Origin of the sequence: Aestuariirhabdus litorea (assembly GCF_003864255.1) — a bacterium.
GTDB classification, from domain to species: Bacteria; Pseudomonadota; Gammaproteobacteria; order Pseudomonadales; family Aestuariirhabdaceae; genus Aestuariirhabdus; species Aestuariirhabdus litorea.
This window is the reverse complement of record NZ_QWEZ01000001.1, coordinates 1,648,162-1,673,426: the sequence shown is the minus strand read 5'-3', so window position 1 is coordinate 1,673,426 and position 25,265 is coordinate 1,648,162. Positions and strand designations below refer to the sequence as shown.

Here is a 25,265-nt window from a genome sequence, read left to right as displayed (position 1 = left end):
CTCTCGAGCGGCCATACAGGGATATCCCAAAGCTTATCCACAGATTGTGTGGATAGATGGTATATCAATCTTCAGCAGGAGCGGCGAGTCGGTCCAGTTGCAAGATAGCCCGTGCCACCACGGCAGAGAGCAGATTGGCAAGAGCGGCCCCCACAAACAGGCCCGGCATACCACCTGCCAGGGCGCCCGCCCAGGTCAGGGGAATGAAAAGCAGGAACAGGCGGCAAGCACTGACGGCAATGGCCCGGCCGGGTTGGTGCAGTGCGTTGAGGGAGGAGACGGTGAGTATGGTTACCCCCAGGGGGCCGAGGCTGATCAGAACACACCAGAGATAGAGCTGGATGTAGTGGTGGGTCACCGGGCTGTCGCCAAACAGGGGGGCAATCCAGGGGGCGGCCAGCGCGAGGATCAGGTAAATGCCGGTTTGCCAGACAAGGGCAAAGCGGTGGCTGCCGCGAATCGCCTGATGGATGCGTTGGTGGTTGCCGGCGCCAAGGTTTTGGCTGACCAGTGGAGGGAGTGTCATGGAGAGGGCCAGTATGGCCAACAGGGCGAGACCGCTGATGCGCTCACCCACACCGAAGGCGGCGACCGCCTCAGGCCCGAAGCCGGCCACCACTGAGGTGATGATGGCGATAGCCAGAGGGGTCATCATGTTCGAGAGTGCAGCCGGCAAGGCGATGCGCATAATGCCCGGCCAGCAGCGGGCCAGCTCCCCAGGCTTCGGCAGTGACCAGTTGACGAGACGGTGGTCGACAACCAGTAGGCGGATACCCAGTAGCAGGGTGATGGACCAGGCCAGGATCGAGGCGATCGCTGCGCCCTGGAGCCCCAGTGCCGGCAGGGGGCCCAGGCCAAAGATCAGGCACGGATCAAGCAAGGCGTTGAGCAGTGCGCCCAGGGCCATCAGCTTGGCGGGGGTTCGGGTATTGCCGGTTGCCCGAAAAATGGCGTTAGCGTTCATCAGGATCAGTTGGCAGGTGCAGCCGACAAGCCAAAGGCTGATGTAGTCATGGATCAGGGGGAGCAGGGCGTCGGGGGCGCCCAGCAGTGAAAAAAACGTATCCAGGAACAGTAGGCTCAGAGTGCTGATGCTGATCAGTATCAGGGTAGCCATGAGCAGTGCATTGCGGCCGGTATCGGCGATGGGGAGGCTGCTGTTGGCCCCCTGGGCGCGGGCAACCGTGGCTGAAATGCCGATTCCCAGGCCGACCGCGAGGTTAACCAGTGTGGTCGCGAAGGGAAGGCTGAACCCCACCACGGCAAGCTCGTCAATCCCCAGCTGGGCGATAAAGTAGGCATCGAGCAGGTAAAAAAGCATAAGGGAAATGATGCCGCCCATCATGGGGAGCGTCAGCTTGCGAAGAAGGGGTGCGACCGGTGCAGTCAGGAAAGGGTTGGTGGCTACCATTGCCGGTCGGGTTCCAGATACCAGTTAGGGGTGGGCGACCCGGGCAGTGTAACCCAGACGTAGACGTCGTTGTTGAATTTGTGGTGAGGGCCACTTAAGTGCGATTGACACCTGGGGTACATCTCCGTTCAATAGGGCGCCAATAGGTTCGTTGCCAGCCAGGGAGTTGATCGTGTCGGAGCAAAATCTCCAGTGGGACCATCCCACCCCCTTTATTAGTGATATTGAGGTAACCGCCGAGCATATCGATCACTACGGCCATGTGAACAACTGTGAGTATATTCGTTGGCTGGAGGTGGTAGCCTGGGCGCACTCGGATGCCCTGGGGCTGACGCTGGAGCGCTACCGGGAGCTGGACCGTGGGATGGTGGTACACCGTCATGAGGTGGACTACCTGGCACCGGCCTACCTGGGAGAGCGATTGCAGATCGCCACCTGGATAGAGCGTTGTGATGGCAAGCTCACGCTGGAGCGTCGCTTTCAGCTGCAACGTGTGACGGATGGGGTCACCCTGATGCGTGCCCATACCCGCTTTATCTGTGTCCAGCTCAGCACCGGCAAGGCCAAGCGGATGCCTGCGGAGTATGCATCAGGCTATGGGGCTGTGGCTCTGGAGTCCGTGTTCTAGTCAGGCTTCGGGTGGGGCGAGCCTAAATGGGAGAATGAGCTGCCCTCGGCAATGCACTCAAGCTGGATACGGACGCGAATGATGGCTCGGGTAAAGCTGGTTGCCAGCAGCAGTTGACCGCCGGGTTTCAAAACCCCCTGGCGTACCCTGGGGAGCTCGGGTCCGTTAATAAATCGGGCTCGGCAGTGCACTGTTTGAGTTTCCTGGCTGGAGAGTGATAGCAGAGCGCTGTTGAGGTTGTCACCGGTCTGGTATTCCACCTTCAGCTGGTTCAGGGTTGGGGTGACATCAATGGGGAAAAAGGCGCCCGCAGGGCTGCTGGACAGAATCAGGGCAAGCGGGGCTATCTGTATTGTGTGGCGGAAAAAACGGCCGCTACCGCGATGGCTGTGTTGTCGCATGGGACCGCCTCCAGAGCGAGGGTATCGTGGAAGCTGTGCCCTGTTAGGCAGCGGCGGCAGCAAATAGTTGCATGGTTTGAGCGTTAACGGCGGCGGATTGCGGGGTGAGGTGCTTGTGGGTGATGCTGGGTTTCAATGTCGGGTGGGGTGCGGGGCGTGCTGTATAGCACCCTCTATAGGGTCCCCCATACCCGGGATGCCGGCGGGTAAACCGGCCGGGGTTGCCTGTGTTCAACTGGATGAGCACTATCGGTGCCGCTTGTTTGGCCAGCCGGAGCGCCCTTTGGTATGCGGCCAGTTTAAGGCCGAGGCCTCCATGTGCGGCTCCTCTCGGGAGGAGGCCCTGGAGGTGATTCGTGTGCTGGAGGAGCAGACACGCTAGCCTGTGACACCCCATAAAAAAACCCGGACAGGTCCGGGTTTTTTTATGGGCGGTAAAATCAGCGCTTCTCGATGGGGGTGTAATCGCGCTGAGTGTTACCGGTGTACAGCTGGCGAGGACGGCCGATACGGTAGGGGCCGCTGATCATCTCGTGCCAGTGGGCGATCCAGCCAGGAGTGCGCCCGGTCGCGAAGATCACGGTGAACATCTCGGTTGGAATGCCGATCGCCTTGAGAATGATGCCAGAGTAAAAATCCACGTTCGGGTAGAGTTTGCGCTCGGCGAAGTAGGGATCTTCGATGGCGATCTGCTCTAGGCGCTTGGCGATCTTGAGTAGGGGGTCGTCGATGCCGAGTTCCGACAGTACCTCGTCGCAAGTCTGCTTCATTACCTTGGCTCGCGGATCGAAATTCTTATAGACCCGGTGACCGAAGCCCATCAGGCGGAAGGGGTCATCCTTGTCTTTGGCGCGCGCCACAAACTCGTCGATCTGGCTCTCGTCACCAATCTCTTCCAGCATATTCAGTACCGCTTCGTTGGCGCCGCCGTGGGCGGGACCCCAAAGTGCGGCGATACCGGCAGCGATACAGGCGAAGGGGTTGGCGCCGGAGGAGCCTGCCAGGCGCACGGTCGAGGTGGAGGCGTTCTGCTCATGGTCGGCATGGAGCAGGAAGATGCGATCCATGGCCCGCTCCAGTACCGGGTTGACCACGTACTCTTCGCAGGGGGTAGCAAACATCATATGCAGGAAGTTGCCGGCATAGGAGAGGTCGTTGCGGGGGAACATGAAGGGCTGGCCAATGGAGTACTTGTAGACCATCGCTGCAATGGTGGGCATCTTGGCGATCAGGCGATAGGCGGCGACCTCTCGGTGATACTCGTTACCGATGTCCAGCGAGTCGTGGTAGAAGGCGGAAAGGGCGCCTACGACGCCGCACATAACGGCCATCGGGTGAGCGTCGCGTCGGAATCCATTAAAGAAGTGATTCAGCTGCTCGTGCAGCATGGTGTGGCGAGTGATGGTGCTGGCGAACTTCTCTTTCTCTTCAGCGCTGGGCAGCTCTCCGTAGAGCAGGAGGAAGCAGGTTTCCAGGTAATCGGACTGCTCGGCGAGCTGGTCGATCGGGTATCCGCGGTGCAGGAGAATCCCCTTGTCACCATCGATATAGGTGATTTTGGATTCACAGGCGGCGGTGGACACAAAGCCAGGGTCAAAGGTAAACAGGCCTTTGGGGGTGAGTCCGCGTACGTCGATAACGTCCGGCCCGGTTGAGCCTGAGTAAATCGGCAGGTCTATGGTGCCAATACCCTCGACGGTGAGTTGCGCTGTCTTCTCAGCCATTATATAGGCCTCCTGTGGTGCTAAATTGGAATGCGTGTTGTTATCGTATGGTCGCTTTCTGTTTTTTGTTGTTTTTGCGATCTGGGCCGAGGCCCTGAAAGTGACCGACAAATATAAAGTGATTAATTCGTTTGTCAATTACAGCCAGACACTAGATATCACTTTTCGTAACACTCAGGCATTCGACCAATAGCTACTTGCGATTGTGCTCCAGCTCAACAGAATAGGGGCCTCAAAGCCTTGTGGCAGCGGGGCGTCAGGCGATTTGGAATCACCCTACAGTTTGTATTTGTTACCTGATGTCTTTATACTTCCAGCCCGAAGTTTTGGGGGGGGACCTGGCTCTTTTGAGTCGGTAACATCTGCTAGCAGATACCTGAACTTTGAGTGCACGTCCTTATGAACATGCTCCCCATGAGGAGCCAGAGAGTGTAAAGAGCCGTGAATAGTAAAAGACCTGTCAACCTTGACTTAACAACGATAAAACTCCCGCTACCCGCTTATACATCCATTCTTCATCGTATTTCCGGTGTCATCCTTTTTGTTGCTATTGCTTTCCTTCTGTATGCCCTCGACCTGTCGCTGGCCTCCGAAGAGGGTTTTAACGACCTCAAGATGCTGATGCAGGGTTTCTTCGCGAAGTTGATTGCCTGGGGTATTGTTTCAGCGCTGCTGTATCACCTGGTAGCCGGTATCAAGCATCTACTTATGGATGTGGATATTGGTGACACCAAGGAAAGTGGCATCTTTGGTGCCAAGATCACCCTGGTTGTCTCTGCCGTTCTGATCGTCCTTGCGGGGGTAGTAATATGGTAACCAATGTAACGAATCTCTCGCGCAGTGGTCTCTATGACTGGATGGTTCAGCGCGTCAGCGCGATCATTCTCGCGGCTTACTTCATCTTTTTATTAGGGTATCTGACCTTTGGCTCCGATATCACCTACGCCCAGTGGAATGAACTCTATTCACAGACCTGGATGCGGGTGTTCAGTCTGCTGGCCCTGGTCTCTCTGGGTGCCCATGCCTGGGTTGGTATGTGGACCATCTCCACCGATTACTTGACGGAAATGGCGCTGGGTAGCCGCGCTTTGGTCGTCCGTGTTCTGTTTCAAATGATCTGCGGCATCGCCATGTTCACCTATGTGGCATGGGGCGTTCAGATCTTGTGGGGTCTATAAGTTATGTCAAAGATTCGTACTATCTCCTTTGATGCCATAGTGATTGGTGGTGGCGGTGCCGGTATGCGTGCAGCGCTTCAGCTCACCGAGTCGGGCCTGAAAACAGCCTGTATCACCAAAGTATTTCCCACTCGTTCGCACACCGTATCCGCCCAGGGTGGCATTACCTGTGCGATTGCCAGTGATGACCCCAATGATGATTGGCGCTGGCATATGTACGATACCGTCAAGGGCTCCGATTACATCGGTGACCAGGACGCGATCGAGTACATGTGTAGCGTTGGCCCCCAGGCCGTCTTCGAACTTGAGCACATGGGGCTTCCCTTCTCCCGTACCGAACAGGGCCGTATCTATCAGCGCCCCTTCGGCGGACAATCCAAGGATTTCGGTAAGGGCGGTCAGGCCGCTCGTACCTGTGCTGCCGCAGACCGTACCGGACATGCGCTGCTGCACACCCTCTACCAGGCCAATCTCAAGGGCGGCACCAGCTTCTTCAATGAGTGGTATGCGGCGGATCTGGTGAAAAACCAGAAGGGCGCGGTCGTTGGGGTGATTGCGATCTGCATCGAAACCGGCGAAACCGTCTACATCAAAGCCAAGGCGACAGTTCTGGCCACCGGCGGTGCTGGTCGTATCTACCAGTCCACCACCAACGCCCTGATCAATACCGGTGACGGTGTGGGTATGGCACTGCGCGCCGGGTTTGCGGTGCAGGATATGGAGATGTGGCAGTTCCATCCCACCGGTATCGCCGGTGCGGGTGTGCTGGTGACCGAAGGCTGCCGGGGTGAAGGTGGCTTCCTGATTAACAGCGAAGGTGAGCGCTTCATGGAGCGTTACGCGCCTAACGCGAAGGATCTGGCCGGTCGTGACGTAGTTGCGCGCTCCATGGTTATTGAGATTCTTGAAGGCCGTGGTTGCGGTCCCAACAAGGATCACGTACTGCTGAAACTGGATCACCTCGGTGAAGAGGAACTGAATCGTAAGCTGCCTGGCATCTGCGAACTCTCCAAAACCTTCGCCCACGTCGATCCCGCAAAGGCCCCGGTACCTGTAGTGCCAACCTGCCACTACATGATGGGTGGCCTGCCTACCAATATCGGTGGCCAGGTGCTGATGCCCGAAAACGGCGTGGATACCCCGGTACAGGGTCTGTTCGCCTGTGGTGAAGCCGCTTGCGTATCGGTGCACGGTGCCAACCGCCTGGGTGGTAACTCGCTACTGGATCTGGTGGTATTCGGTCGTGCGGCCGGTATCGAGATCGAGCGCCAGATGAAAGAGGGAATCGATACCCTCGATGCCAGCGACACCGACGTCGAGCAGGCGATGGGTCGTCTTGCCAAACTGAATTCCAGCAACAGCGGTGAGAAGGTCTCCGAGGTGCGCGCTGAGCTACAGAAGACCATGCAGCTCTACTTCGGGGTGTTCCGCGAAGGTGAAAGCATGCAGAAGGGTCTGAGACTGCTGGATGAGCTGGCCGGCAAGATCGAGAATCTGCACCTTGAAGACAAGAGCAACGCCTTCAATACCGCTCGTATTGAAGCCCTCGAACTGCAAAACCTCTTCGAAGTGGCCTATGCCACAGCGGTTTCTGCCGAGGAGCGCAAGGAGAGTCGTGGCGCCCACGCCCGTAATGACTTTACCGAGCGTGATGATGAGAACTGGCTGAAGCATTCTCTGTATTTCCCAATCGAGAAACGAGTTGGCAAGCGTGATGTGAACTTCACGCCCAAAACGGTCGAAGCGTTTCCTCCGAAGATTCGGACCTACTAATTCAGGGAGATCAACATGTTAGTCAGTATCTATCGTTATAACCCCGATGTGGATCAGGTCCCCTACATGCAGGACCTGCAGATTGAGATCCCCGAAGGCAAGGACCTGATGGTGCTTGACGTGCTGGGCTTGATCAAAGAGCAGGATCCCACCCTGGCCTACCGTCGTTCCTGCCGTGAGGGGGTTTGCGGCTCCGATGGTCTCAACATGAATGGCACCAACGGCCTGGCCTGCATCACCCCGCTGTCAGCGGTCGTCACCAATGGCAAACTGGTGCTGCGCCCGCTGCCTGGCCTGCCGGTGATCCGTGACCTGGTCGTGGATATGGGGCAGTTTTATGCCCAGTACGAGAAGATCAAGCCCTATCTGCAGAACGATATGCCACCGCCGGCGATCGAGCGCCTGCAGAGCCCGGAGGACCGGGAGAAGCTGGATGGTCTCTATGAGTGTATTTTGTGTGCATGCTGCTCAACAGCCTGCCCATCTTTCTGGTGGAATCCGGACAAGTTTGTTGGCCCATCCGGGCTGCTGCAAGCCTACCGGTTCCTGATAGACAGCCGCGACACCTATACGGAAGAGCGACTGGCGGATCTGGATGATCCATTTAGTGTATTCCGTTGCCGAGGCATCATGAACTGCGTCAACGTCTGTCCCAAGGGCCTTAACCCAACTCGGGCGATTGGTCATATCCGGCAGATGTTGCTGAAAAGCGGTACATAATACCCCGAGGACTACACTGCTCGTTGGAATCGCTGCCGGGCTATACGCCCGGTAGTTAGCACTGCCGGTACCCAAAAGGTACGGCTATAACATACAACAACCAACAGGGGATGCTCGGTTTGACCGTCCGTTCTGTGGAGGGTGGCGATCTTGCCACCTGTAGTCCAACGTATGGCCCCATACGCAGAGCGTCCCTAGAGTATGGGGTAACATTGTGATGCAAGAAGGTGTGATGCAGCGGATGTGGGATTCCTCCCACATATCCGGCGGTAATGCTGCATACGTAGAGGACCTCTACGAGCTTTATATTCGGGACCCGAACGAGGTTCCTGAAGAGTGGCGTGACTACTTTGACAAGCTCCCCCAGATTAACGGGGTGACCTCCAGAGATGTGCCGCATTCAACGATTCAGGAACACTTCCTCTATCTCGCCCGCAACCGTACCCAGCACGTCAGTCCTGCGGTGGTCTCTTCCGACCATGAGAAAAAGCAGGTGCTGGTGTTGCGGCTCATCAACGGTTACCGGGTTCGTGGTCACCAGAATGCCCTTCTTGATCCGCTAAAGCTGCAGCAGCGTGCACCGGTTCCGGATCTTGAGCTGGCCTTTCACGGCCTTTCTGTGGCGGACCTGGACACCCCATTCCAGACCGGTTCTCTTTTTATCGGCAAGAGCGAATCGACCCTCGGTGAGATCCTTGATCTGCTCAAAAACACCTACTGCGGAAGCATCGGTGCCGAGTTCATGCACATCGTTAACACCGATGAGCGGCGCTGGTTCCAGAATCGCATGGAGTCGGTCCGGGGGCGCCCCGAGATCAATGCAGAATCCAAAATCCACCTGCTTGAGCGTTTGACCGCCTCCGAAGGCCTGGAGAAATACCTGGGTACCAAGTTCCCGGGCACCAAGCGCTTCGGCCTTGAGGGGGGCGAGAGCCTGATTCCGATGCTGGATGAGGTGATCCAGCGCTGTGGATCCTACGGCACCAAAGAGATCTGCATCGGCATGGCCCACCGTGGTCGCCTCAACGTACTGGTCAACACCCTGGGTAAAAACCCGGCAGACCTGTTTGACGAGTTTGAGGGCAAGAAACTGCACGAGATGGGCTCCGGTGACGTTAAGTACCACCAGGGCTTCTCCTCCAACGTGATGACGCCCGGCGGTGAGCTGCACCTGGCGCTCTCGTTCAACCCGTCCCACCTTGAGATCGTTTCACCGGTGGTGGAGGGTTCCGTTCGGGCTCGCCAGGACCGCCGTAAAGACAACGATCGCTTGCAGGTAGTACCCATCGCCATCCACGGTGATTCCGCTTTTTCCGGTCAGGGCGTGGTGATGGAAACCTTGCAGATGTCGCAGACGCGCGCCTACAAGACCGGTGGTACTATCCATGTGATCATCAACAACCAGGTCGGCTTTACCACCAGCAAGCCTGAGGATACTCGCTCCACTGAGTACTGTACCGACGTGGCCAAAATCGTCGATGCGCCGATCCTGCACGTGAATGGTGATGATACCGAAGCGGTCTTTTTTGCCGCCAAGCTGGCCGTCGACTACCGCATGGAGTTTAAGAAGGATGTGGTGATTGACCTCGTTTGCTACCGCCGTCGCGGTCACAACGAGGCCGACGAACCTTCCGGTACCCAGCCGCTGATGTACCAGCAGATCGCTCGCCAGAAAACCACTCGCACACTCTACGTAGATCAGCTGATCGCTGAAGGGGTTGTGACCGAGGAGGAAGACAAGGCGATGGCAAACGAGTATCGCAACGCCCTCGACAACGGTCAGCATGTGGTGAAGAGCCTGGTTAAAGAGCCCAACAGCGAGCTGTTCGTTGACTGGGCTCCTTATCTGGGACACGAGTGGACCGCCGAGTGCGATACCCGCTTCGACCTGCGCCGCTTACAGGAGCTGGCTCACCAGCTCAACGAAATCCCCGAAGGGGTAGTGCTGCAGCGTCAGGTCGGCAAGATCGTCGAGGACCGTCGCAAGATGGCTGCCGGCGCGCTGCCGATCAACTGGGGCTTTGCAGAGACCATGGCCTACGCCACCCTGCTCGATGAGGGGCATCAGGTGCGTATGACCGGCCAGGATGTGGGGCGTGGTACCTTCTCCCACCGTCACGCGGTACTGCATAACCAGAAAGACGGTGTGGCCTACATGCCGTTGGCCCATCTGGCCAAAGACCAGCCGCAGATCGACATCTACGACTCCTTCCTCTCGGAGGAAGCGGTGCTCGCGTTTGAATACGGTTACGCCACCACCACCCCCGGTGCATTGGTTATTTGGGAAGCCCAGTTTGGTGACTTCGCCAACGGTGCCCAGGTGGTGATCGACCAGTTTATCACCAGCGGTGAGCATAAGTGGGGGCGCCTCTGTGGCCTCACCATGCTGTTGCCCCACGGCTACGAAGGGCAGGGCCCCGAGCACTCCTCTGCGCGCCTTGAGCGCTACCTTCAGCTGTGTGCCGAGCACAACATCCAGGTCTGCGTGCCCACCACTCCGGCTCAGGTGTACCACATGCTGCGCCGCCAGCAGATCCGTCCGCTGCGTAAGCCATTGATTGTAATGACCCCCAAGAGTCTGCTGCGCCACAAGCTGGCCATCTCGACCCTGGAGGAGCTGGCCGAAGGCAGTTTCCAGACCGTCATTCCTGAAGTGGATGCGCTGGAGCCCGCCAAGGTCACCCGTGTGGTGATGTGTAGCGGCAAGGTCTATTACGACCTGTTGGAGAAGCGCCGTAACGATGAGATCGATAACACAGCGATTCTTCGTATCGAGCAGCTCTATCCGTTCCCCCACGAGGACCTGCTGGCGGCCCTGAGCCCCTACAAGAATCTGAAAACGGTGGTCTGGTGTCAGGAAGAGCCGATGAACCAGGGCGCCTGGTACTCCAGCCAGCATCATATGCGACGCGCTATCGCCGAGCACGTGCCTGGCTCAGACCTGCAGCATCACCTTAAATACGCAGGGCGTGAAGCCTCTGCTGCGCCGGCGTGTGGCTATATGTCCACCCACGTCGAGCAGCAGGAGAAGCTTGTGAACGACGCCTTCACCCTGTAAGCCAAACAGCGAACCCTGAACGAAGCGGTTATAGGAACCCAATACATGAGCACTGAAATCAAAGCCCCCAGTTTTCCAGAGTCGGTTGCCGATGGCACCATCGCTACCTGGCACAAGCAGCCAGGTGAGGCAGTTTCACGTGATGACCTGCTGGCGGATATCGAAACCGACAAGGTTGTCCTTGAGGTTCTGGCCCCTAACGATGGCGTATTGAAAGAGATCGTCAAAGGGGAGGGCGACACGGTCCTGAGCGAAGAGGTGATCGCTATTTTTGAGGCGGGTGCGGTTGCATCTGCTCCGGCAGCGGCAGAAGCACCGGCCGCAGCGGCCCCTGAGGCGGCTCCTGCCGCGACCAAAGAGGCAATCCTGAGCCCGGCGGCTCGCAAGATTGCCGACGAAAAGGGGCTGGATGCCAGCCAGATCACCGGTACCGGCAAAGGCGGCCGGGTTACCAAGGAGGACGCCCTTAAGGCAGCCTCAGCGCCCAAGGCGGCTGCTCCTGCACCCGCGGCCGCGGCTCCCAAGGTGGATGCCAGCGCGCCTGTCTTCACCGGCGAGCGTGTCGAGAAGCGGGTTCCCATGACCCGACTGCGCAAGCGCGTGGCCGAGCGTCTGGTGGAAGCCCAGCAGATGACTGCCATGCTGACCACCTTCAACGAGGTCAACATGAAGCCGATCATGGATCTGCGCAAGCAGTACCAGGACCTGTTCGAGAAGAAGCACGGCGTGCGTATGGGCTTCATGGGCTTCTTTGTCAAAGCCTGTGTCGAGGCCCTCAAGCGCCAGCCCGTGGTGAACGCCTCTATTGATGGGGATGACGTGGTGTACCATGGCTACCAGGATATCGGTGTTGCGGTCTCTTCCGATCGCGGTCTGGTGGTTCCGGTTCTACGTGACACTGACACCATGGGGCTGGCTGATATCGAAAACGGTATCCGCGAGTACGGTCTCAAGGCTCGCGATGGTAAGCTGGGCATTGAGGATATGACCGGCGGCACCTTCACCATCTCCAACGGCGGTGTGTTCGGCTCGCTGCTCTCCACCCCCATCCTGAATATGCCCCAGTCTGCGATTCTGGGTATGCACAAGATCCAGGAGCGTCCCATGGCGGTTAACGGCAAAGTAGAGATTCTGCCGATGATGTACCTCGCGCTCTCCTACGATCACCGTCTGCTGGATGGCAAGGAAGCGGTAACCTTCCTGGTGACGATCAAGGATCTGCTCGAGGATCCCGCTCGATTCCTGCTGGAGGTTTAATCCGCGCTACGCGGATCTCAGCAGAACTTTCCACTACCGATTTAGCAGGAAAAAACGATGGCAAAACAGTTTGATGTAGTAGTAATTGGTGCGGGCCCCGGCGGTTATGTTGCCGCGATTCGGGCTGCGCAACTGGGTCTGAAGACCGCTTGTATCGAGCGTTGGACCAAAAAAGATGGCAAGCCTGCCCTGGGTGGAACCTGCCTCAACGTGGGCTGTATTCCTTCCAAGGCGCTGCTCGACAGCTCCTGGAAGTTCTACGAGAACAGCAACAAGATGGCGCAGCACGGTATTAGCCTGGGTAAGGTTGAGATCGACGTCCCTACCATGATCAAGCGTAAGGATGGCATCGTTGAAAACCTCACCAACGGAGTGGCGGGCCTGTTCAAAGCCAACGGCGTCACCTCCATTGTCGGTACTGGTAAGGTGCTGGGTGCGCATCAGGTTGAAGTGACTGACGCCGATGGCAAGGCCGAGGTGATCGAATGCGACAACATCATCATCGCTACCGGCTCCAGCCCGATCGATATTCCCCCGGCTCCCAAGACCGGCGATATCATCGTCGACTCCACCGGTGCCCTTAAATTCCAGTCTGTCCCCAAGCGCCTGGGTGTCATCGGCGCCGGCGTGATCGGCCTCGAACTGGGCAGCGTCTGGGCGCGCCTGGGTGCTGAAGTCGTGGTGCTGGAGGCCCAGGAGTCGTTCCTGGCCATGGCCGACCAGCAGGTGGCCAAGGAGTCCCTGAAGGTATTTCAGAAGCAGGGGCTGGATATTCGTCTCGGCGCCCGAGTGACCGGATCCGAGATCAAGGGTGAAGAGGTGACGGTTACCTATCTGGACCAGAAGGGTGAAGAGCAGAAGGTTACCTTTGACAAGCTGATCGTTGCCGTGGGTCGTCGCCCCTACACCGAAAATGCCCTGGCAGCTGATAGTGGCGTCAACATGGATGAGCGCGGTTTCATCTTTGTCGACGACCAGTGCCGCACCGGCGTGCCCGGCGTTTACGCCATCGGTGATGTGGTGCGCGGCCCGATGCTGGCGCACAAAGCCTCCGAAGAGGGGGTGATGGTGGCCGATTTGATCGCGGGTCAAACCATGCAGATGAACTACGACCTTATCCCCTCCGTGATCTACACCCACCCCGAGTTGGCTTGGGTTGGCAAGACCGAGGAGGAGGTCAAGGCCAGTGGTGAAGCCTATAAAGTGGGGACTTTCCCCTTCGCGGCCAGCGGACGTGCAATGGCGGCCGATGATACCGCCGGCCTGGTGAAGGTGATCGCCGATGAGGCAACCGACCGCATTCTGGGTGTACACGTGCTGGGCCCCAGCGCCGCTGAGTTGGTTCAGCAGGCGGCGATCGCGATGGAGTTCGGCTCCAGTGCCGAGGATATTGCACTGACCGTATTTGCCCACCCGACCGTTTCCGAAGCCTTCCACGAGGCAGCATTGGCGGTAGACGGGCATGCGATTCATATCGCCAACCGTAAGAAGCGTAAGTAACAGCAGGTAGAAAGTCGGGGAGGGCTATGCTGCTCCCCGCCGCATTGCAGTCTGGCTGCGGTGACGTATTAGCGGAGCTTTCTCCGCACTAGGGATAGCAGATTGACCCCGGTCAGGATGTTATTGAGGTGGAATGGTGCGCCTGGCGCACACAGTAACGGTAAAACGAGCATGAACCTTCATGAGTATCAGGGCAAACAGTTATTTGCCGAGTATGGGTTACCGGTATCCAAGGGCTACGCCTGCGATACCCCCGAGGAGGCTGCACAGGCGGCTGATCGCATCGGCGGTAACAAGTGGGTAGTTAAAGCACAGGTGCACGCCGGTGGCCGTGGTAAGGCGGGCGGCGTAAAGCTGGTCGATTCCAAGGATGCGATCCGTGAGTTTGCCCAAAATTGGTTGGGTAAGAACCTGGTGACCTACCAGACCGATGAAAACGGCCAGCCAGTCAGCAAGATCCTGGTTGAGTCCTGCACCGATATCGCCGAGGAGCTCTACCTGGGCGCCGTGGTGGACCGTGCGACTCGTCGCATCGTGTTCATGGCGTCCACCGAGGGTGGCGTCGAGATCGAGAAGGTTGCCGAAGAGACTCCTGAAAAGATCCTGAAAACCGAAATCGATCCGCTGGTCGGCGCGCAGCCTTACCAGGGGCGTGAGCTTGGTTTCAAACTGGGCCTGAACAACGATCAGGTCAAGCAGTTCACCAAGATCTTCCTGGGCCTGGCCAAACTGTTCCAGGACAAGGATCTGGCGCTGATCGAGATCAACCCCCTGGTGATCACCGACGAAGGTAACCTGCACTGCCTGGACGCCAAGCTGGGTGTCGATGGCAACGCTCTTTACCGCCAGCCTCAGGTTCGTGAAATGAACGACCCGAGCCAGGAAGATGAGCGTGAGGCCCATGCGGCTCAGTGGGAGCTCAACTACGTGGCCCTCGACGGCACCATCGGTTGCATGGTTAACGGCGCTGGCCTGGCCATGGGTACCATGGATATTGTAGCGCTGCACGGCGGCTTCCCTGCCAACTTCCTTGACGTGGGCGGCGGCGCTACCAAGGAGCGTGTTACCGAGGCGTTCAAGATCATCCTCTCCGACGACAATGTGAAAGCGGTTCTGGTGAACATCTTTGGCGGTATCGTACGTTGCGACCTAATTGCCGAAGGTATTATCGGCGCGGTTAAAGAGGTTGGCGTTGAGGTGCCTGTGGTGGTTCGCCTTGAGGGTAACAACGCCGAGCTGGGATCCAAGGTCCTGGCGGAAAGCGGTCTGGACATTATCGCGGCTACCAGCCTGACCGATGCGGCTCAGCAAGTAGTAAAAGCTGCGGAGGGCAAGTAATGAGCGTATTGATTAATAAAGACACCAAGGTGATCTGCCAGGGTTTCACCGGTGCCCAGGGTACCTTCCACTCTGAGCAGGCGATTGAATACGGCACCCAGATGGTGGGTGGTGTAACCCCCGGTAAGGGTGGCCAGACTCACCTCGGCCTGCCCGTGTTCAACACCGTTTCAGAAGCGGTAGAGGCCACTGGTGCCGATGCCTCTGTGATCTATGTCCCTGCCCCTTTCTGCAAGGATTCTATCCTGGAAGCGGCCAACGGCGGTATCAAGCTGATCGTCTGCATCACCGAAGGTATTCCTACCCTGGATATGCTCGAGTGCAAGGTCAAGTGTGACGAGCTGGGCGTACGCCTGATTGGTCCTAACTGCCCGGGCGTGATCACTCCCGGTGAGTGCAAGATCGGTATCATGCCGGGCCACATCCACCTGCCCGGTAAGGTCGGTATCGTGTCCCGTTCCGGTACCCTGACCTATGAAGCGGTCAAGCAGACCACCGACGCGGGTTTTGGTCAGTCTACCTGTGTAGGTATCGGTGGTGACCCCATCCCCGGTTCCAACTTTATCGACATCCTCGAGATGTTCCAGAAGGACCCCGCCACTGAAGCGATCGTGATGATCGGTGAGATCGGCGGAACCGCGGAAGAGGAAGCGGCCGCCTACATCAAGGCCAACGTAACCAAGCCTGTGGTTTCCTACATCGCGGGTGTTACTGCGCCCAAGGGTAAGCGCATGGGTCACGCCGGTGCGATCATCTCTGGCGGTAAGGGTACAGCGGACGAGAAGTTCGCAGCCCTCGAAGATGCGGGTGTGAAAACCGTACGCAGCCTGGCTGAGATCGGTAATGCCCTGGCGGAAGTAACCGGCTGGACCATCAAGTAAGCGTCCTGACGGTTGATAAAAAAGGCAGCTTAGGCTGCCTTTTTTTGTGCTTGATGCGTATCATAATGCTGCCTTGATGGAGTGTTTTTTTAGTGATGGATCCTCGTAAATACAGTTTGGTAAGGGCGTTACGACCGTTCTCCTACAGCGTAGCGTTGATCGCCTGTGGCCTCGGGGTGCTGGTCGCCAGCCAGGAGGGCTATGGCAACTCCCTGCGCGCCTTCTGGGTCATCCTGGCCGGTGTGCTGGCCCAGGCGACGGTGAACCTGATTAATGATCACAGTGACAAATCCCTGTGGCGGGCAAGCACGGAAATTTCGGAGTCGCAACGGCAGCGGGTGCTGGCGCTGATCTCCCGCAACACCCGCATTGGGATCCTGTGTGGCATGGCGGCAGCGGTGATCGGGCTCTGGCTCACCTGGCAAACCAATCTGGGGTTGCTGCTGCTCTGCATCGCAGGATTTCTCGGGGGGTACTACTACACTGCCGAGCCGGTCAACTACAAACGGCGCGGGCTCGGGGTGATCCTGGTGTTCTGGTTTACCGGTGTACTGTTGGTGGTGGGTGCCTATTATTCGATGGCGGCCGGCATCAGCCTCAACTCGGTGTTGCTATCGCTACCAATCGCTATTCTGTCCTCCTTGTTACTGCTTAGTAATGAGCTGCGCGACCTTGATGCCGACCGCCAGTATGGCCTGAAAACCCTCAGTGTCCGCATCGGTTTCGGGGCGGCGCGCCTGCTCTATTGGGGGCTGCTCGTCAGCTGCTATCTGGTGTGTGTCATCCTCTGGCGACAAGGCTTTTTGGGGGAGCCGCTTGCTCTCTTGCCGTCGCTTTTATTTGCCCTCTGGTTGTTACGGATATTGGCGCTTCCTGATGGGGGAGGGGTAACGCTTCCTCCTCTGACGGGGCGATATTTTATGCTGTTTGGCGTAGGCTATCTTTATTCGGTGTATGCAGCGGGCGCCACCGGTTGAGCGCTGTAAGTTAAAAAGGGGAACGATGTGCAAGCGTATCTTTTGGATGGCATAGCGGTAGCCTGGCTGTTTACGGTCTGGGTGGGTTACACCCTGATAGCGAACTACCTTGCCAAGGGTAATCCCTGTCTCGCCAGTGTGTTACACCTCTACCGGGGTGACTGGATGCGCAGCCTGCTGAAGCGGGAAAACCGGATCGCGGACACTGCGATCATCGCCAACCTGGAGCGCAACGTATCGTTTTTTGCCTCAACCTCCATCCTTGTGCTGGCGGGTTTGCTGACCCTGCTGAGTACCCCGGCCAGTGGTATGCTGCTGTTGTCTGACCTGCCTTTCGCTGAGCTCACCTCGCGCCAACTGTGGGAGGTGAAGATTCTGGTGATGATCGTGATCTTCGTGTACGCCTTTTTTACCTTCACTTGGAGCCTGAGGGTCTACAACTTTGCTTCGGTGCTGATGGGCAGTGCACCATTGCACGATGAGGAGCTGGCCGAGGCGGAGCGTGGTGCCTACGCGCAGCGGCTCGCGAATGTGTTGTCGATCGCAGCTGCCCACTTCAACTATGGCTTGCGCGCCTACTATTTTGGTCTCGCTACCCTGTCCTGGGTGGTCTCCCCCTGGCTCCTGATTGGTGCTACCGCGCTGGTTGTCTTTATCCTCTACTATCGGGAGTTCCACTCACGGGTGCTGAAGGAGATGATGCTCAGCGAACCGGGCCAGTGATTCGGCCAAAATCCTCTTTGCTCTCTTGAAATAGACTTACCCCATCCCCATCTCTATTGCCTGCATGTGGTGGAATCAGATTTTCACCACACCCCTATTCAGTAACTGATCTTCAGGCAAAAAGATGATGACAGAGAATCAAAAAGAGACGCTAGGCTTTCAAACCGAAGTGAAGCAGATGCTTCACCTGATGATTCACTCACTTTACTCCAATAAGGAGATCTTTCTCCGGGAGCTGATCTCCAACGCCTCCGATGCGGTGGACAAACTGCGCTTTGAGGCGCTTTCCAACAGTGAACTGTTGGAGTCCGACGCCGACCTCGCCATTCGAATCACTCATGATGCCGAAGCCAATACGCTGACCATTACCGATAACGGTATCGGTATGAGCCGCCAGGAGGTGATTGACAACCTGGGCACCATCGCCAAGTCGGGAACCGCCCAGTTCCTGCAGTCGCTCACCGGTGACCAGAAAAAAGACGCGCACCTGATTGGCCAGTTTGGTGTGGGCTTCTACTCCGCCTTTATCGTGGCGGACCGGGTAACCGTGGTTACCCGCCGTGCGGGCGAGTCCGAAGGGGTGCGCTGGGAGTCCAGCGGTGAGGGCGATTTCACCATTGAGAGTGCGGATCGCGACCGTCGGGGAACCGAAATTACCCTGCACCTCAAGCCCGACTGCACCGAATACGCCGACGGGTACCGCCTGCGTAACATCATCCGTAAATACTCCGACCATATCGCCGTACCGGTGATTATGGTTAAGGAGCAGTTAGCCAGCGAGGATGAAACCGAGGTCAAGGCGCCCGAAGAGGAGACCGTCAACTCTGCCACGGCGCTCTGGACCCGTCCCCGTGCCGAACTCAAGGATGAGGAGTACCAGGAGTTCTACAAGCATGTCAGCCACGACTTTGAAGATCCCCTGAGCTGGAGTCATAACAAGGTTGAAGGCAAGCTGGACTACACCAGTCTGCTTTATGTGCCGGCACGTGCCCCCTATGACCTGTGGAACCGTGAAGTTCCCCGTGGCCTCAAGCTTTATGTGCAGCGGGTCTTCATTATGGATGAGGCCGAACAGTTCCTGCCCCTCTACCTGCGATTTATTAAGGGGGTAGTGGACTCCAATGACCTCTCCCTCAACGTCTCCCGTGAAATCCTGCAGAAGGATCCGGCGATTGACACCATGCGGGGAGCTCTTACCAAGCGCGTCCTCGACATGCTGGGCAAGCTGGCCAGCAAGGAACCCGAGAAATACGCCTCCTTCTGGAAGGAGTTTGGCCAGGTGCTGAAAGAGGGGCCGGCCGAGGACTACGCGAACAAGGAGAAGATCGCCAAGCTACTTCGCTTTGCTTCTACCCACAGCGATTCCGACGAGCAGAACGTTTCACTGACCGACTATGTCGCCCGTATGGCCGAGGGGCAGGAGAAGATCTACTTTATCGCCGGTGACAGCTACACAGCCGCCAAGAGCAGTCCGCACCTGGAGATCTTCCGCAAGAAGGGGATCGAGGTACTGGTACTGTACGATCGCATCGACGAGTGGCTGATGCAGCACCTGATGGAGTTCGATGGCAAGTCGCTGGTCAGTGTCGCCAAGGGTGCCCTGGATCTTGGGGCGCTGGATTCCGAAGAGGAGAAAGCCAAGCAGGAGAAGGTGGCCGAAGAGTATAAGGATCTGGTAGAGCGGGTTACCGAAGTGCTCAAGGAGCAGGTGGACGAGGTGCGTATTACCCACCGCCTGACCGATTCACCTGCCTGTCTGGTGGTGGGTGAGATGGACATGGGGGCGCAGATGCGTCGCATCCTCGAGTCTGCCGGACAGAAGGTTCCCGATTCCAAGCCCAGCTTTGAGCTGAACCCTGAGCATCCGCTGGTGCAGAAACTGGCCAATGAGAGCGACATGGACCGCTTCGGCGACCTGACGGCGGTGCTGTTTGATCAGGCCAACCTGGCCGAGGGGGGCAACCTGAAGGATCCCGCCGGTTACGTTCAGCGCCTCAACAAGTTGCTGCTCGAGCTGAGCCATTAAGGTGTCGTTAGGGAGGGGAGGGCTCGCCCTCTCCAGCCCTTGGCGCGACCACCTGTGTGAGTCGGGTTAGGGGCACAAAAAAAGGGAGCCGAAGCTCCCTTTTTTTGTGCCCGCTGATGCGGGTCGGTTAAGCGCGCTTAACCATTGTAGCGACGCAGTACCAGCGAGGCGTTGGTGCCGCCAAAGCCGAAGCTGTTGGACATTACGGTGGTCAGCCCGGCGTTGCTGCGGTTCTCCAGCACGATCGGCATGCCCTGGGCCTGCTCATCGAGGGTCTCGATGTTGGCGGAGGCGCAGATGAAGTCGTGCTCCAGCATCAGCAGCGAGTAGATCGCTTCCTGCACACCGGCGGCTCCCAGGGAGTGCCCGGAGAGTGACTTGGTGGAGCTGAGGGCGGGGATCTTGTCGCCAAAGGTGGCGCGAATCGCTTTCAGCTCGGCCAGGTCTCCTACCGGGGTGCTGGTGCCGTGCACGTTGATGTAATCGATCGGGGTATCGACGGTGGCGGTAGCGATCTGCATGCAGCGCTGGGCGCCTTCGCCGGAAGGGGCAACCATGTCGTAGCCATCGGAGGTAGCGCCATAGCCCACCACTTCGGCGTAGATCTTGGCGCCGCGGGCGAGGGCGTGCTCGAGCTCCTCAAGCACCACCATGCCGCCACCCCCGGCGATGACAAAGCCGTCGCGGTTGGCATCATAAGCCCGTGAGGCTTTCTCGGGGGTGTCGTTGTACTTGGTGGACAGGGCTCCCATGGCATCGAAAAGGCCGGTTTGACTCCAGTGCTCCTCTTCACCACCACCGGCAAAGACGATGTCCTGCTTGCCCATCTGGATTTGCTCAACACCATTACCAATGCAATGAGCGCTGGTGGCACAGGCAGAGGTGATGGAGTAGTTGATCCCCTTGATCTGGAAGGGGGTGGCAAGACAGGCAGATACCGTGCTGCCCATGGTACGGGGTACCCGGTAGGGCCCGACCCGCTTGATCCCTTTCTCGCGAATAATATCGGCGGACTCGACGATATTTTCCGAGGAGGCACCACCGGAGCCTGCAATCAGGCCGGTGCGTACGTTGGAAACGTCGGACTCGCTTAGACCCGCATCAGCGATGGCCTGCTCCATTGCGAGGTAGGCGAACCCTGCTGCCTGACCCATGAAGCGTAACTGCTTGCGATCGATGTGGTCGGCGAGGTCGATTTTTACAGAACCGGAGACATGGCTGCGAAACCCCATATCCCGATAGGTTTCATTCAGGCTGATCCCTGACTTGCACTGTTGGAGTGACTCCAGCACGCTGGCTTTGTCGATTCCCAGGCAAGAGGTAATGCCCATTCCGGTGACTACTACGCGTCTCATAGTACTGTACCTTCTTCGTCTTTATCAGAAGTTGTCTGTAGAGGTGAACAGACCCACCCGCAGGTTTTCAGCTGTGTAGATCTCGCGTCCATCGACGCTGACAGAGCCGTCGGCGATCCCCAGTACCAGCTTGCGGTTGATAACCCGCTTGATATTAATGCGATAGGTGACTTTTTTGGCGGTAGGCAAGATCTGGCCGGTGAACTTCACCTCGCCGCAGCCGAGGGCACGCCCGCGCCCAGGGTTACCTTGCCAACCAAGGAAGAATCCAACCAGCTGCCACATGGCGTCCAGTCCCAGGCAGCCCGGCATGACAGGGTCGCCAGGGAAATGGCACTCGAAGAACCAGAGGTCCGGGGTAATATCCAGCTCGGCGACGATCTCACCTTTATTAAATTCTCCCCCGTCCGAGGCGATCTTGACGATGCGGTCGATCATCAGCATGTTGGGGGTAGGGAGCTGGGCGTTACCAGGGCCGAACAGGTTGCCGGCACCGCACTCGAGTAGCTCTTCGCGGCTATAGGCGTTTTGGGGTGTCATAGATAGTCCTGAGTTAACAAAGTGGAGGCCGGTGTTGCGGATATGGCTAACCGCCTGTAGTACCACCCTTTGGCCAGTTTAAACGCCGGCCACTATATCACCAAATACCGTGCGGGATAACGCGCTCCCGGCGCTGGTAACAAAATTCAAACATTCCCCATCATGTGGATTACATCCTCCGGGGGGAATGAAAGGGGGCTGCCTGTGATACACTCGGGGCCAACGAGGGGGGCCAGCAGCCCCTGCCGGAATCAGGAATTTCAAGAGAGAGTCTATGACGGGCAAGATTATCGCCGTTATTGGTGGTGGGAGCTTTGGTACGGCCATCGCCGATATTATTGCCAGCAACGGCCATGAGGTGCGCCAGTGGATGCGTGATGAGACCCTGGCCGAAACCATCAATCGCGACCATATCAATACCACCTATCTGCCGGACTACCGCCTCCACCCCGGGGTGCGCGCATCGACGGATATTCTCTGGGCAGCGGCTGAAGCCGATGTGGTGTTTGTCTCTATACCCAGCAGCTCATTTCGCACGGTGGTCGCCTCCATGAAAGCGGTGGTGGGTGGAAAGATCCTGATCAGCACCACCAAGGGGGTAGAGGCAGGCAGTTTCGACCTCATGAGCCAGATCCTGGCTGAAGAGGTACCCACTGCCCGTATCGGCGTGCTCAGCGGACCCAACCTGGCCAAGGAGGTGGTGGCCAAGGCGATTACGGCAACCGTGGTTGCGAGTGACGATGAGGCGCTCTGCCAGGAGGTCCAGCAGCTGCTGCACTCCGACTACTTTCGTGTCTACTCCAACCATGACATCTATGGGGTTGAGCTTGGCGGTGCCCTCAAGAATATCTACGCCATCGTGGCGGGGTTGGCGGAGTCGCTGGGGATGGGGGAGAACACCAAGAGCATGCTGATTACCCGCTCGTTGGCGGAGATGAGCCGCTTTGCGGTAAGGATGGGGGCGAACCCGCTGACGTTCCTTGGACTGTCCGGGGTAGGGGACCTGATTGTCACCTGCACCAGCCCCCTGAGCCGAAACTTTCGTGTGGGCTTTGCGCTGGGAAAGGGTAAGTCCCTGGAGGAAGCTGAGGCGGAACTTGGCCAGGTGGCCGAGGGGATCAACACCCTACGCCTGGTGCGCGATAAGGCACGGGAGCTGGAGGTTTATATGCCGCTGGTTGATGGCCTGTATGAGATCGTTTTCAACAAACGCAGTATCCGTGAGGTCACCCGGGAACTGATGCTGGGTGAACAGAAAACGGACGTTGAGTTTATCTTGCAATCCGATAGTAAGGATGGGGTCTGAATCGTGGATGAGTCTGTCAAACAACACCTGAAATCCGAATCACAGTGGTTGCGCGTGCTGTTTATGCTGCTGTTCTGGCTTGTGATGCAGTTGACCCGGCTGGTGGTCGGGGTAGTGGTTCTCTCCCAGGTTGTGTTTGTGCTGATGACGGGGAGCCCTAATGACAATCTGCTCGACTTCTCCCGTAGCCTTAATCGCTATATTTTCCAGATACTGCAGTTTCTGACCTATCATAGCGAGCAGAAACCCTTTCCGTTCAGTGACTGGCCGCAAGCCTGAGCCATGTCTACGCGACTGCTGTTGATGCGCCACGGTGAGGCCGAGGCGATGGTGGGTAAGGACGAGGATCGTGCGCTCACCGCGTTGGGTGAGCAGCAGGTGATCGCCAGCGCTGGCGTACTGGCAGCCTACGGTGTCCAGCGGATCCTTGCCAGCCCCTATAAACGAGCCCAGCAAACCGCGGCCCTGGTGGGCAAGACGCTCGGAACTCCCTTCACTACCAGTGAACTGCTGGTGCCGGAAGCGGACCCTGCTAGCGCCCTGCAAACCCTGCCTCTGGAGGATGAGGTTCTGCTGCTGGTCTGTCATATGCCGCTGGTCAGCCGAATGGCCGGGTGGTTGGTGGAAGGGGAGGGGGCCTGGGGGCCTGGGTTCGGTACCGCCGATGTAGCGGTGATCGAGGCCGAATGGGTCGGTCCGGGCCTGGGCGTGATGCGGGCCATGCTTGGTCCCCGGGGCCACCTCTAACCCGCAACGTACGCCAGTGGAGGTCAGTCTTCTGTCACCGCCCCCTTTCGCCCGTCGTGACCTCCACAGGGCCTCCCTCAAGGACGGTATCCAGTGCCTGCAAGGTGGCCTCGTACGCGAGCTCCAGGGCGATAGGGCCGTTGCCCAGGTCGCGTGGGGAGCTGCGGGGCAGGTTACTGATCACTAAGGCTTGCAGGTTGGGGCGCTCCGGTACCTGGAGGGCTTTGCTGCTGCGCCGCCGCCAGGGGGAGCGGGAGGCTATGTGGTGATAAAAGACGCGCTCCCCCAGCCGGGTGGCCGCTAATCCGTGGCGGTCTGCGATGCCGCCATCCCAATAAAGCCGGTTGTCGATGCGAGCCGGCTGAAGAAGCAGGGGGACTGCGCAGGAGGCATGGACTGCGTCGACCAGCGGGCCTTCCAGGAATACCCGGGTGGTGCGGCTGCGGGCATGGTAGGCGGAAAGCGCGAGCGGGATTCTGCATTCGGAAAACTGTTCGATGGCGATGAACTCTCTCACCAGGGCCCGAAAGCGCTCGCCCTTGAGCAGCCCCCATCCCCAGCCCGGGTCCCAGAACTGGTGGGGCTTGAGTGTAAGTAGCAGGTCGCGAATCTCCATGGCAGAGCGGCCGCTGGCCAGGCAGCAGCCGATCAAAGCGCCGGCACTCGAGCCGGTGATTTTAGCTGGCTTTAGTGCGTGTTCCTCTAATGCCCATGCCATGCCGCAATGAGCAAAGAAGCTAAAAAAGCCCGACGACATTGTCAGGGTGAAGGGGGCTTCTGCGAGCCAGTGAGCGAGAGTGACGGTGCCTGTCGGAGGCTTTACGGCGGTGGGGTTACTCATATAGATTATATATCAACTAAAAAGACCTTACCTGCAGGGCATCACCCCTGCATCCTGTTGAGAGCCCAATACTCCCATGAAAGCCAGACAGATACACTTCGCACACGCCAACGGGTTTCCCTCAGGAAGCTATCGAAAGTTGTTTCTTGGCCTTGAAAGTCATGGTTATGAGGTCGGGTATCTGGAGCAACACGGCCACAACCCGCGGTTCCCGGTTACCCACAGTTGGGGGCACCTGGTGGATGAGCTGATCGAGGACCTGGAGCAGCGCTACAGCGGGCCGGTGGTTGGGGTGGGTCACTCGTTGGGCGGCGTTTTGTGCTCGTTTGCGGCGGCACGGCGGCCGGACCTGTTCAGCGCGGTGGTGATGCTCGACTCCTTCATCATTGGCGGTGCGGAAAAGCTGGTGATCTCGCTGGCCAAGTCCACTGGCTGGATCGACCGTATTACACCCGCCGGGAGAACCCGCAACCGAAAGGCGCAGTGGAGAAATCATGACGAAGCCCGCCGTTATTTTCGTAACAAAGGATTGTTTGCCCACTTTGATAGCGACTGTCTGGAGGATTACCTGAGGGCCGGCCTTCGCCATCGCGGGCAGCAGGTGGAACTGGTCTATCATCCCGACGTGGAGGTCAATATCTATCGCAATGTGCCGCACCGCTCACCGCCCAAATACAATCGCTTTGAGATACCCACGGCCCTGCTCTACGGGGATCGAAGTGATGTGGTCAAGGCTTCACGGATTCGCCGCGGAGAGCGCTTACCCAACCTGGTGCAAAAGCGCGTGACGGGTACCCATATGTTTCCCCTTGAGCACCCGCTGGAAACCGCCCATCATATCCACTCGATGATCGAGCAGCTGTTAGCAAAGGAATCGTGAT

General features: G+C 58.1%; 24 protein-coding genes. 18 read left to right on the top strand and 6 right to left on the bottom strand.

The window, feature by feature from the left end:
• Positions 1 to 64: 64 nt before the first annotated feature.
• Positions 65 to 1,411, bottom strand: a complete 1,347-nt coding sequence (locus tag D0544_RS07730; RefSeq protein WP_125015391.1) for an MATE family efflux transporter — start codon at positions 1,409 to 1,411, stop codon at positions 65 to 67.
• Between the two features lie 172 nt (positions 1,412 to 1,583).
• Here D0544_RS07730 and D0544_RS07725 point away from each other — a divergent pair, with 172 nt between their 5' ends.
• Positions 1,584 to 2,039 (top strand): acyl-CoA thioesterase, encoded by a 456-nt coding sequence (locus tag D0544_RS07725; RefSeq protein WP_125015390.1) that lies wholly within the window; start codon positions 1,584 to 1,586, stop codon positions 2,037 to 2,039.
• Here the strand turns inward: D0544_RS07725 and D0544_RS07720 are convergent.
• On the bottom strand, positions 2,036 to 2,440 hold the full coding sequence (locus tag D0544_RS07720; protein WP_125015389.1) for a 3-phosphoglycerate kinase: 405 nt from the start codon (positions 2,438 to 2,440) through the stop codon (positions 2,036 to 2,038). The genes D0544_RS07725 and D0544_RS07720 overlap by 4 nt on opposite strands.
• Before the next feature lie 109 nt (positions 2,441 to 2,549).
• On the opposite strand from D0544_RS07720, the gene D0544_RS07715 reads away from it, so the two are divergent.
• Positions 2,550 to 2,822 carry a YkgJ family cysteine cluster protein gene (locus tag D0544_RS07715; RefSeq protein WP_424220782.1) on the top strand — a complete coding sequence of 91 codons (273 nt, stop codon included), beginning with the start codon at positions 2,550 to 2,552 and terminating at the stop codon, positions 2,820 to 2,822.
• 58 nt (positions 2,823 to 2,880) lie between these two features.
• Here the strand turns inward: D0544_RS07715 and gltA are convergent, their stop codons facing one another.
• A complete protein-coding gene (gene gltA, locus D0544_RS07710; RefSeq protein ID WP_125015388.1) occupies positions 2,881 to 4,164 on the bottom strand; it encodes a citrate synthase in 1,284 nt (427 codons plus the stop codon).
• Positions 4,165 to 4,605: 441 nt separating this feature from the next.
• Here gltA and sdhC point away from each other — a divergent pair, with 441 nt between their 5' ends.
• From sdhC to htpG, 12 genes are all read left to right on the top strand, one after another.
• A complete protein-coding gene (gene sdhC / locus D0544_RS07705) occupies positions 4,606 to 4,980 on the top strand; it encodes a succinate dehydrogenase, cytochrome b556 subunit (protein ID WP_125015387.1) in 375 nt (124 codons plus the stop codon).
• Positions 4,974 to 5,342 (top strand): succinate dehydrogenase, hydrophobic membrane anchor protein, encoded by a 369-nt coding sequence (sdhD, locus tag D0544_RS07700; RefSeq protein ID WP_125015386.1) that lies wholly within the window; start codon positions 4,974 to 4,976, stop codon positions 5,340 to 5,342. The genes sdhC and sdhD overlap by 7 nt, the downstream gene beginning before the upstream one ends.
• 3 nt (positions 5,343 to 5,345) lie before the next feature.
• Positions 5,346 to 7,115 carry a succinate dehydrogenase flavoprotein subunit gene (gene sdhA, locus D0544_RS07695; RefSeq protein ID WP_125015385.1) on the top strand — a complete coding sequence of 590 codons (1,770 nt, stop codon included), beginning with the start codon at positions 5,346 to 5,348 and terminating at the stop codon, positions 7,113 to 7,115.
• A 15-nt stretch (positions 7,116 to 7,130) separates the two neighbouring features.
• On the top strand, positions 7,131 to 7,835 hold the full coding sequence (locus D0544_RS07690) for a succinate dehydrogenase iron-sulfur subunit (protein WP_125015384.1): 705 nt from the start codon (positions 7,131 to 7,133) through the stop codon (positions 7,833 to 7,835).
• Between the two features lie 217 nt (positions 7,836 to 8,052).
• The gene (locus D0544_RS07685; RefSeq protein ID WP_125015901.1) at positions 8,053 to 10,893 is read left to right on the top strand and encodes a 2-oxoglutarate dehydrogenase E1 component; all 2,841 of its coding nucleotides are present in this window, start codon (positions 8,053 to 8,055) and stop codon (positions 10,891 to 10,893) included.
• A gap of 45 nt (positions 10,894 to 10,938) precedes the next feature.
• On the top strand, positions 10,939 to 12,150 hold the full coding sequence (odhB, locus tag D0544_RS07680) for a 2-oxoglutarate dehydrogenase complex dihydrolipoyllysine-residue succinyltransferase (protein ID WP_125015383.1): 1,212 nt from the start codon (positions 10,939 to 10,941) through the stop codon (positions 12,148 to 12,150).
• Positions 12,151 to 12,207: 57 nt separating this feature from the next.
• Entirely contained in the window at positions 12,208 to 13,650 is a 1,443-nt protein-coding gene (gene lpdA / locus D0544_RS07675; protein ID WP_125015382.1) for a dihydrolipoyl dehydrogenase, read from the top strand.
• Positions 13,651 to 13,821: 171 nt separating this feature from the next.
• Positions 13,822 to 14,988, top strand: a complete 1,167-nt coding sequence (gene sucC / locus D0544_RS07670) for an ADP-forming succinate--CoA ligase subunit beta (RefSeq protein WP_125015381.1) — start codon at positions 13,822 to 13,824, stop codon at positions 14,986 to 14,988.
• The gene (gene sucD / locus D0544_RS07665) at positions 14,988 to 15,869 is read left to right on the top strand and encodes a succinate--CoA ligase subunit alpha (protein WP_125015380.1); all 882 of its coding nucleotides are present in this window, start codon (positions 14,988 to 14,990) and stop codon (positions 15,867 to 15,869) included. The genes sucC and sucD overlap by 1 nt, the downstream gene beginning before the upstream one ends.
• A gap of 95 nt (positions 15,870 to 15,964) precedes the next feature.
• A complete protein-coding gene (locus tag D0544_RS07660) occupies positions 15,965 to 16,846 on the top strand; it encodes a prenyltransferase (protein ID WP_125015379.1) in 882 nt (293 codons plus the stop codon).
• A gap of 27 nt (positions 16,847 to 16,873) precedes the next feature.
• Positions 16,874 to 17,569 carry a DUF599 domain-containing protein gene (locus D0544_RS07655; protein WP_125015378.1) on the top strand — a complete coding sequence of 232 codons (696 nt, stop codon included), beginning with the start codon at positions 16,874 to 16,876 and terminating at the stop codon, positions 17,567 to 17,569.
• A 124-nt stretch (positions 17,570 to 17,693) separates the two neighbouring features.
• A complete protein-coding gene (gene htpG / locus D0544_RS07650; protein ID WP_125015377.1) occupies positions 17,694 to 19,595 on the top strand; it encodes a molecular chaperone HtpG in 1,902 nt (633 codons plus the stop codon).
• A 137-nt stretch (positions 19,596 to 19,732) separates the two neighbouring features.
• Here htpG and fabB read toward each other — a convergent pair whose 3' ends face one another.
• Both fabB and fabA read right to left on the bottom strand, forming a co-directional pair.
• Positions 19,733 to 20,950, bottom strand: coding sequence for a beta-ketoacyl-ACP synthase I (gene fabB, locus D0544_RS07645; protein WP_125015376.1), 1,218 nt, complete (start codon positions 20,948 to 20,950; stop codon positions 19,733 to 19,735).
• Between the two features lie 24 nt (positions 20,951 to 20,974).
• Entirely contained in the window at positions 20,975 to 21,490 is a 516-nt protein-coding gene (gene fabA, locus D0544_RS07640; RefSeq protein ID WP_125015375.1) for a 3-hydroxyacyl-[acyl-carrier-protein] dehydratase FabA, read from the bottom strand.
• A gap of 274 nt (positions 21,491 to 21,764) precedes the next feature.
• On the opposite strand from fabA, the gene D0544_RS07635 reads away from it, so the two are divergent.
• Genes D0544_RS07635 through D0544_RS07625 form a run of 3 tightly spaced genes read left to right on the top strand, consistent with a single transcriptional unit; the run spans position 21,765 to position 23,543 of the window.
• A complete protein-coding gene (locus tag D0544_RS07635; protein ID WP_125015374.1) occupies positions 21,765 to 22,796 on the top strand; it encodes an NAD(P)H-dependent glycerol-3-phosphate dehydrogenase in 1,032 nt (343 codons plus the stop codon).
• A gap of 3 nt (positions 22,797 to 22,799) precedes the next feature.
• Positions 22,800 to 23,075 (top strand): DUF4389 domain-containing protein, encoded by a 276-nt coding sequence (locus D0544_RS07630; RefSeq protein ID WP_207905790.1) that lies wholly within the window; start codon positions 22,800 to 22,802, stop codon positions 23,073 to 23,075.
• A gap of 3 nt (positions 23,076 to 23,078) precedes the next feature.
• Positions 23,079 to 23,543 (top strand): SixA phosphatase family protein, encoded by a 465-nt coding sequence (locus D0544_RS07625; RefSeq protein WP_125015373.1) that lies wholly within the window; start codon positions 23,079 to 23,081, stop codon positions 23,541 to 23,543.
• A gap of 34 nt (positions 23,544 to 23,577) precedes the next feature.
• Here the strand turns inward: D0544_RS07625 and D0544_RS07620 are convergent, their stop codons facing one another.
• Positions 23,578 to 24,300, bottom strand: coding sequence for a patatin-like phospholipase family protein (locus D0544_RS07620; RefSeq protein WP_279387269.1), 723 nt, complete (start codon positions 24,298 to 24,300; stop codon positions 23,578 to 23,580).
• A 160-nt stretch (positions 24,301 to 24,460) separates the two neighbouring features.
• Between D0544_RS07620 and D0544_RS07615 the strand changes: the two genes are divergently transcribed.
• Positions 24,461 to 25,264, top strand: a complete 804-nt coding sequence (locus tag D0544_RS07615; protein WP_125015371.1) for an alpha/beta fold hydrolase — start codon at positions 24,461 to 24,463, stop codon at positions 25,262 to 25,264.
• Position 25,265: the final 1 nt, after the last annotated feature.

What these genes read in the sequence shown, in the direction of transcription:
- fabB (WP_125015376.1), bottom strand. Translation starts at nt 20,950, where the DNA reads ATGAGACGCGTAGTAGTCACCGGAATGGGCATTACCTCTTGCCTGGGA.
- D0544_RS07720 (WP_125015389.1), bottom strand. Translation starts at nt 2,440, where the DNA reads ATGCGACAACACAGCCATCGCGGTAGCGGCCGTTTTTTCCGCCACACA.
- sucD (WP_125015380.1), top strand. Translation starts at nt 14,988, where the DNA reads ATGAGCGTATTGATTAATAAAGACACCAAGGTGATCTGCCAGGGTTTC.
- odhB (WP_125015383.1), top strand. Translation starts at nt 10,939, where the DNA reads ATGAGCACTGAAATCAAAGCCCCCAGTTTTCCAGAGTCGGTTGCCGAT.
- D0544_RS07615 (WP_125015371.1), top strand. Translation starts at nt 24,461, where the DNA reads ATGAAAGCCAGACAGATACACTTCGCACACGCCAACGGGTTTCCCTCA.
- D0544_RS07660 (WP_125015379.1), top strand. Translation starts at nt 15,965, where the DNA reads ATGGATCCTCGTAAATACAGTTTGGTAAGGGCGTTACGACCGTTCTCC.
- lpdA (WP_125015382.1), top strand. Translation starts at nt 12,208, where the DNA reads ATGGCAAAACAGTTTGATGTAGTAGTAATTGGTGCGGGCCCCGGCGGT.
- D0544_RS07690 (WP_125015384.1), top strand. Translation starts at nt 7,131, where the DNA reads ATGTTAGTCAGTATCTATCGTTATAACCCCGATGTGGATCAGGTCCCC.
- sdhA (WP_125015385.1), top strand. Translation starts at nt 5,346, where the DNA reads ATGTCAAAGATTCGTACTATCTCCTTTGATGCCATAGTGATTGGTGGT.
- sucC (WP_125015381.1), top strand. Translation starts at nt 13,822, where the DNA reads ATGAACCTTCATGAGTATCAGGGCAAACAGTTATTTGCCGAGTATGGG.
- D0544_RS07685 (WP_125015901.1), top strand. Translation starts at nt 8,053, where the DNA reads ATGCAAGAAGGTGTGATGCAGCGGATGTGGGATTCCTCCCACATATCC.
- D0544_RS07625 (WP_125015373.1), top strand. Translation starts at nt 23,079, where the DNA reads ATGTCTACGCGACTGCTGTTGATGCGCCACGGTGAGGCCGAGGCGATG.
- D0544_RS07620 (WP_279387269.1), bottom strand. Translation starts at nt 24,300, where the DNA reads ATGTCGTCGGGCTTTTTTAGCTTCTTTGCTCATTGCGGCATGGCATGG.
- gltA (WP_125015388.1), bottom strand. Translation starts at nt 4,164, where the DNA reads ATGGCTGAGAAGACAGCGCAACTCACCGTCGAGGGTATTGGCACCATA.
- D0544_RS07730 (WP_125015391.1), bottom strand. Translation starts at nt 1,411, where the DNA reads ATGGTAGCCACCAACCCTTTCCTGACTGCACCGGTCGCACCCCTTCTT.
- fabA (WP_125015375.1), bottom strand. Translation starts at nt 21,490, where the DNA reads ATGACACCCCAAAACGCCTATAGCCGCGAAGAGCTACTCGAGTGCGGT.
- D0544_RS07635 (WP_125015374.1), top strand. Translation starts at nt 21,765, where the DNA reads ATGACGGGCAAGATTATCGCCGTTATTGGTGGTGGGAGCTTTGGTACG.
- htpG (WP_125015377.1), top strand. Translation starts at nt 17,694, where the DNA reads ATGATGACAGAGAATCAAAAAGAGACGCTAGGCTTTCAAACCGAAGTG.
- sdhD (WP_125015386.1), top strand. Translation starts at nt 4,974, where the DNA reads ATGGTAACCAATGTAACGAATCTCTCGCGCAGTGGTCTCTATGACTGG.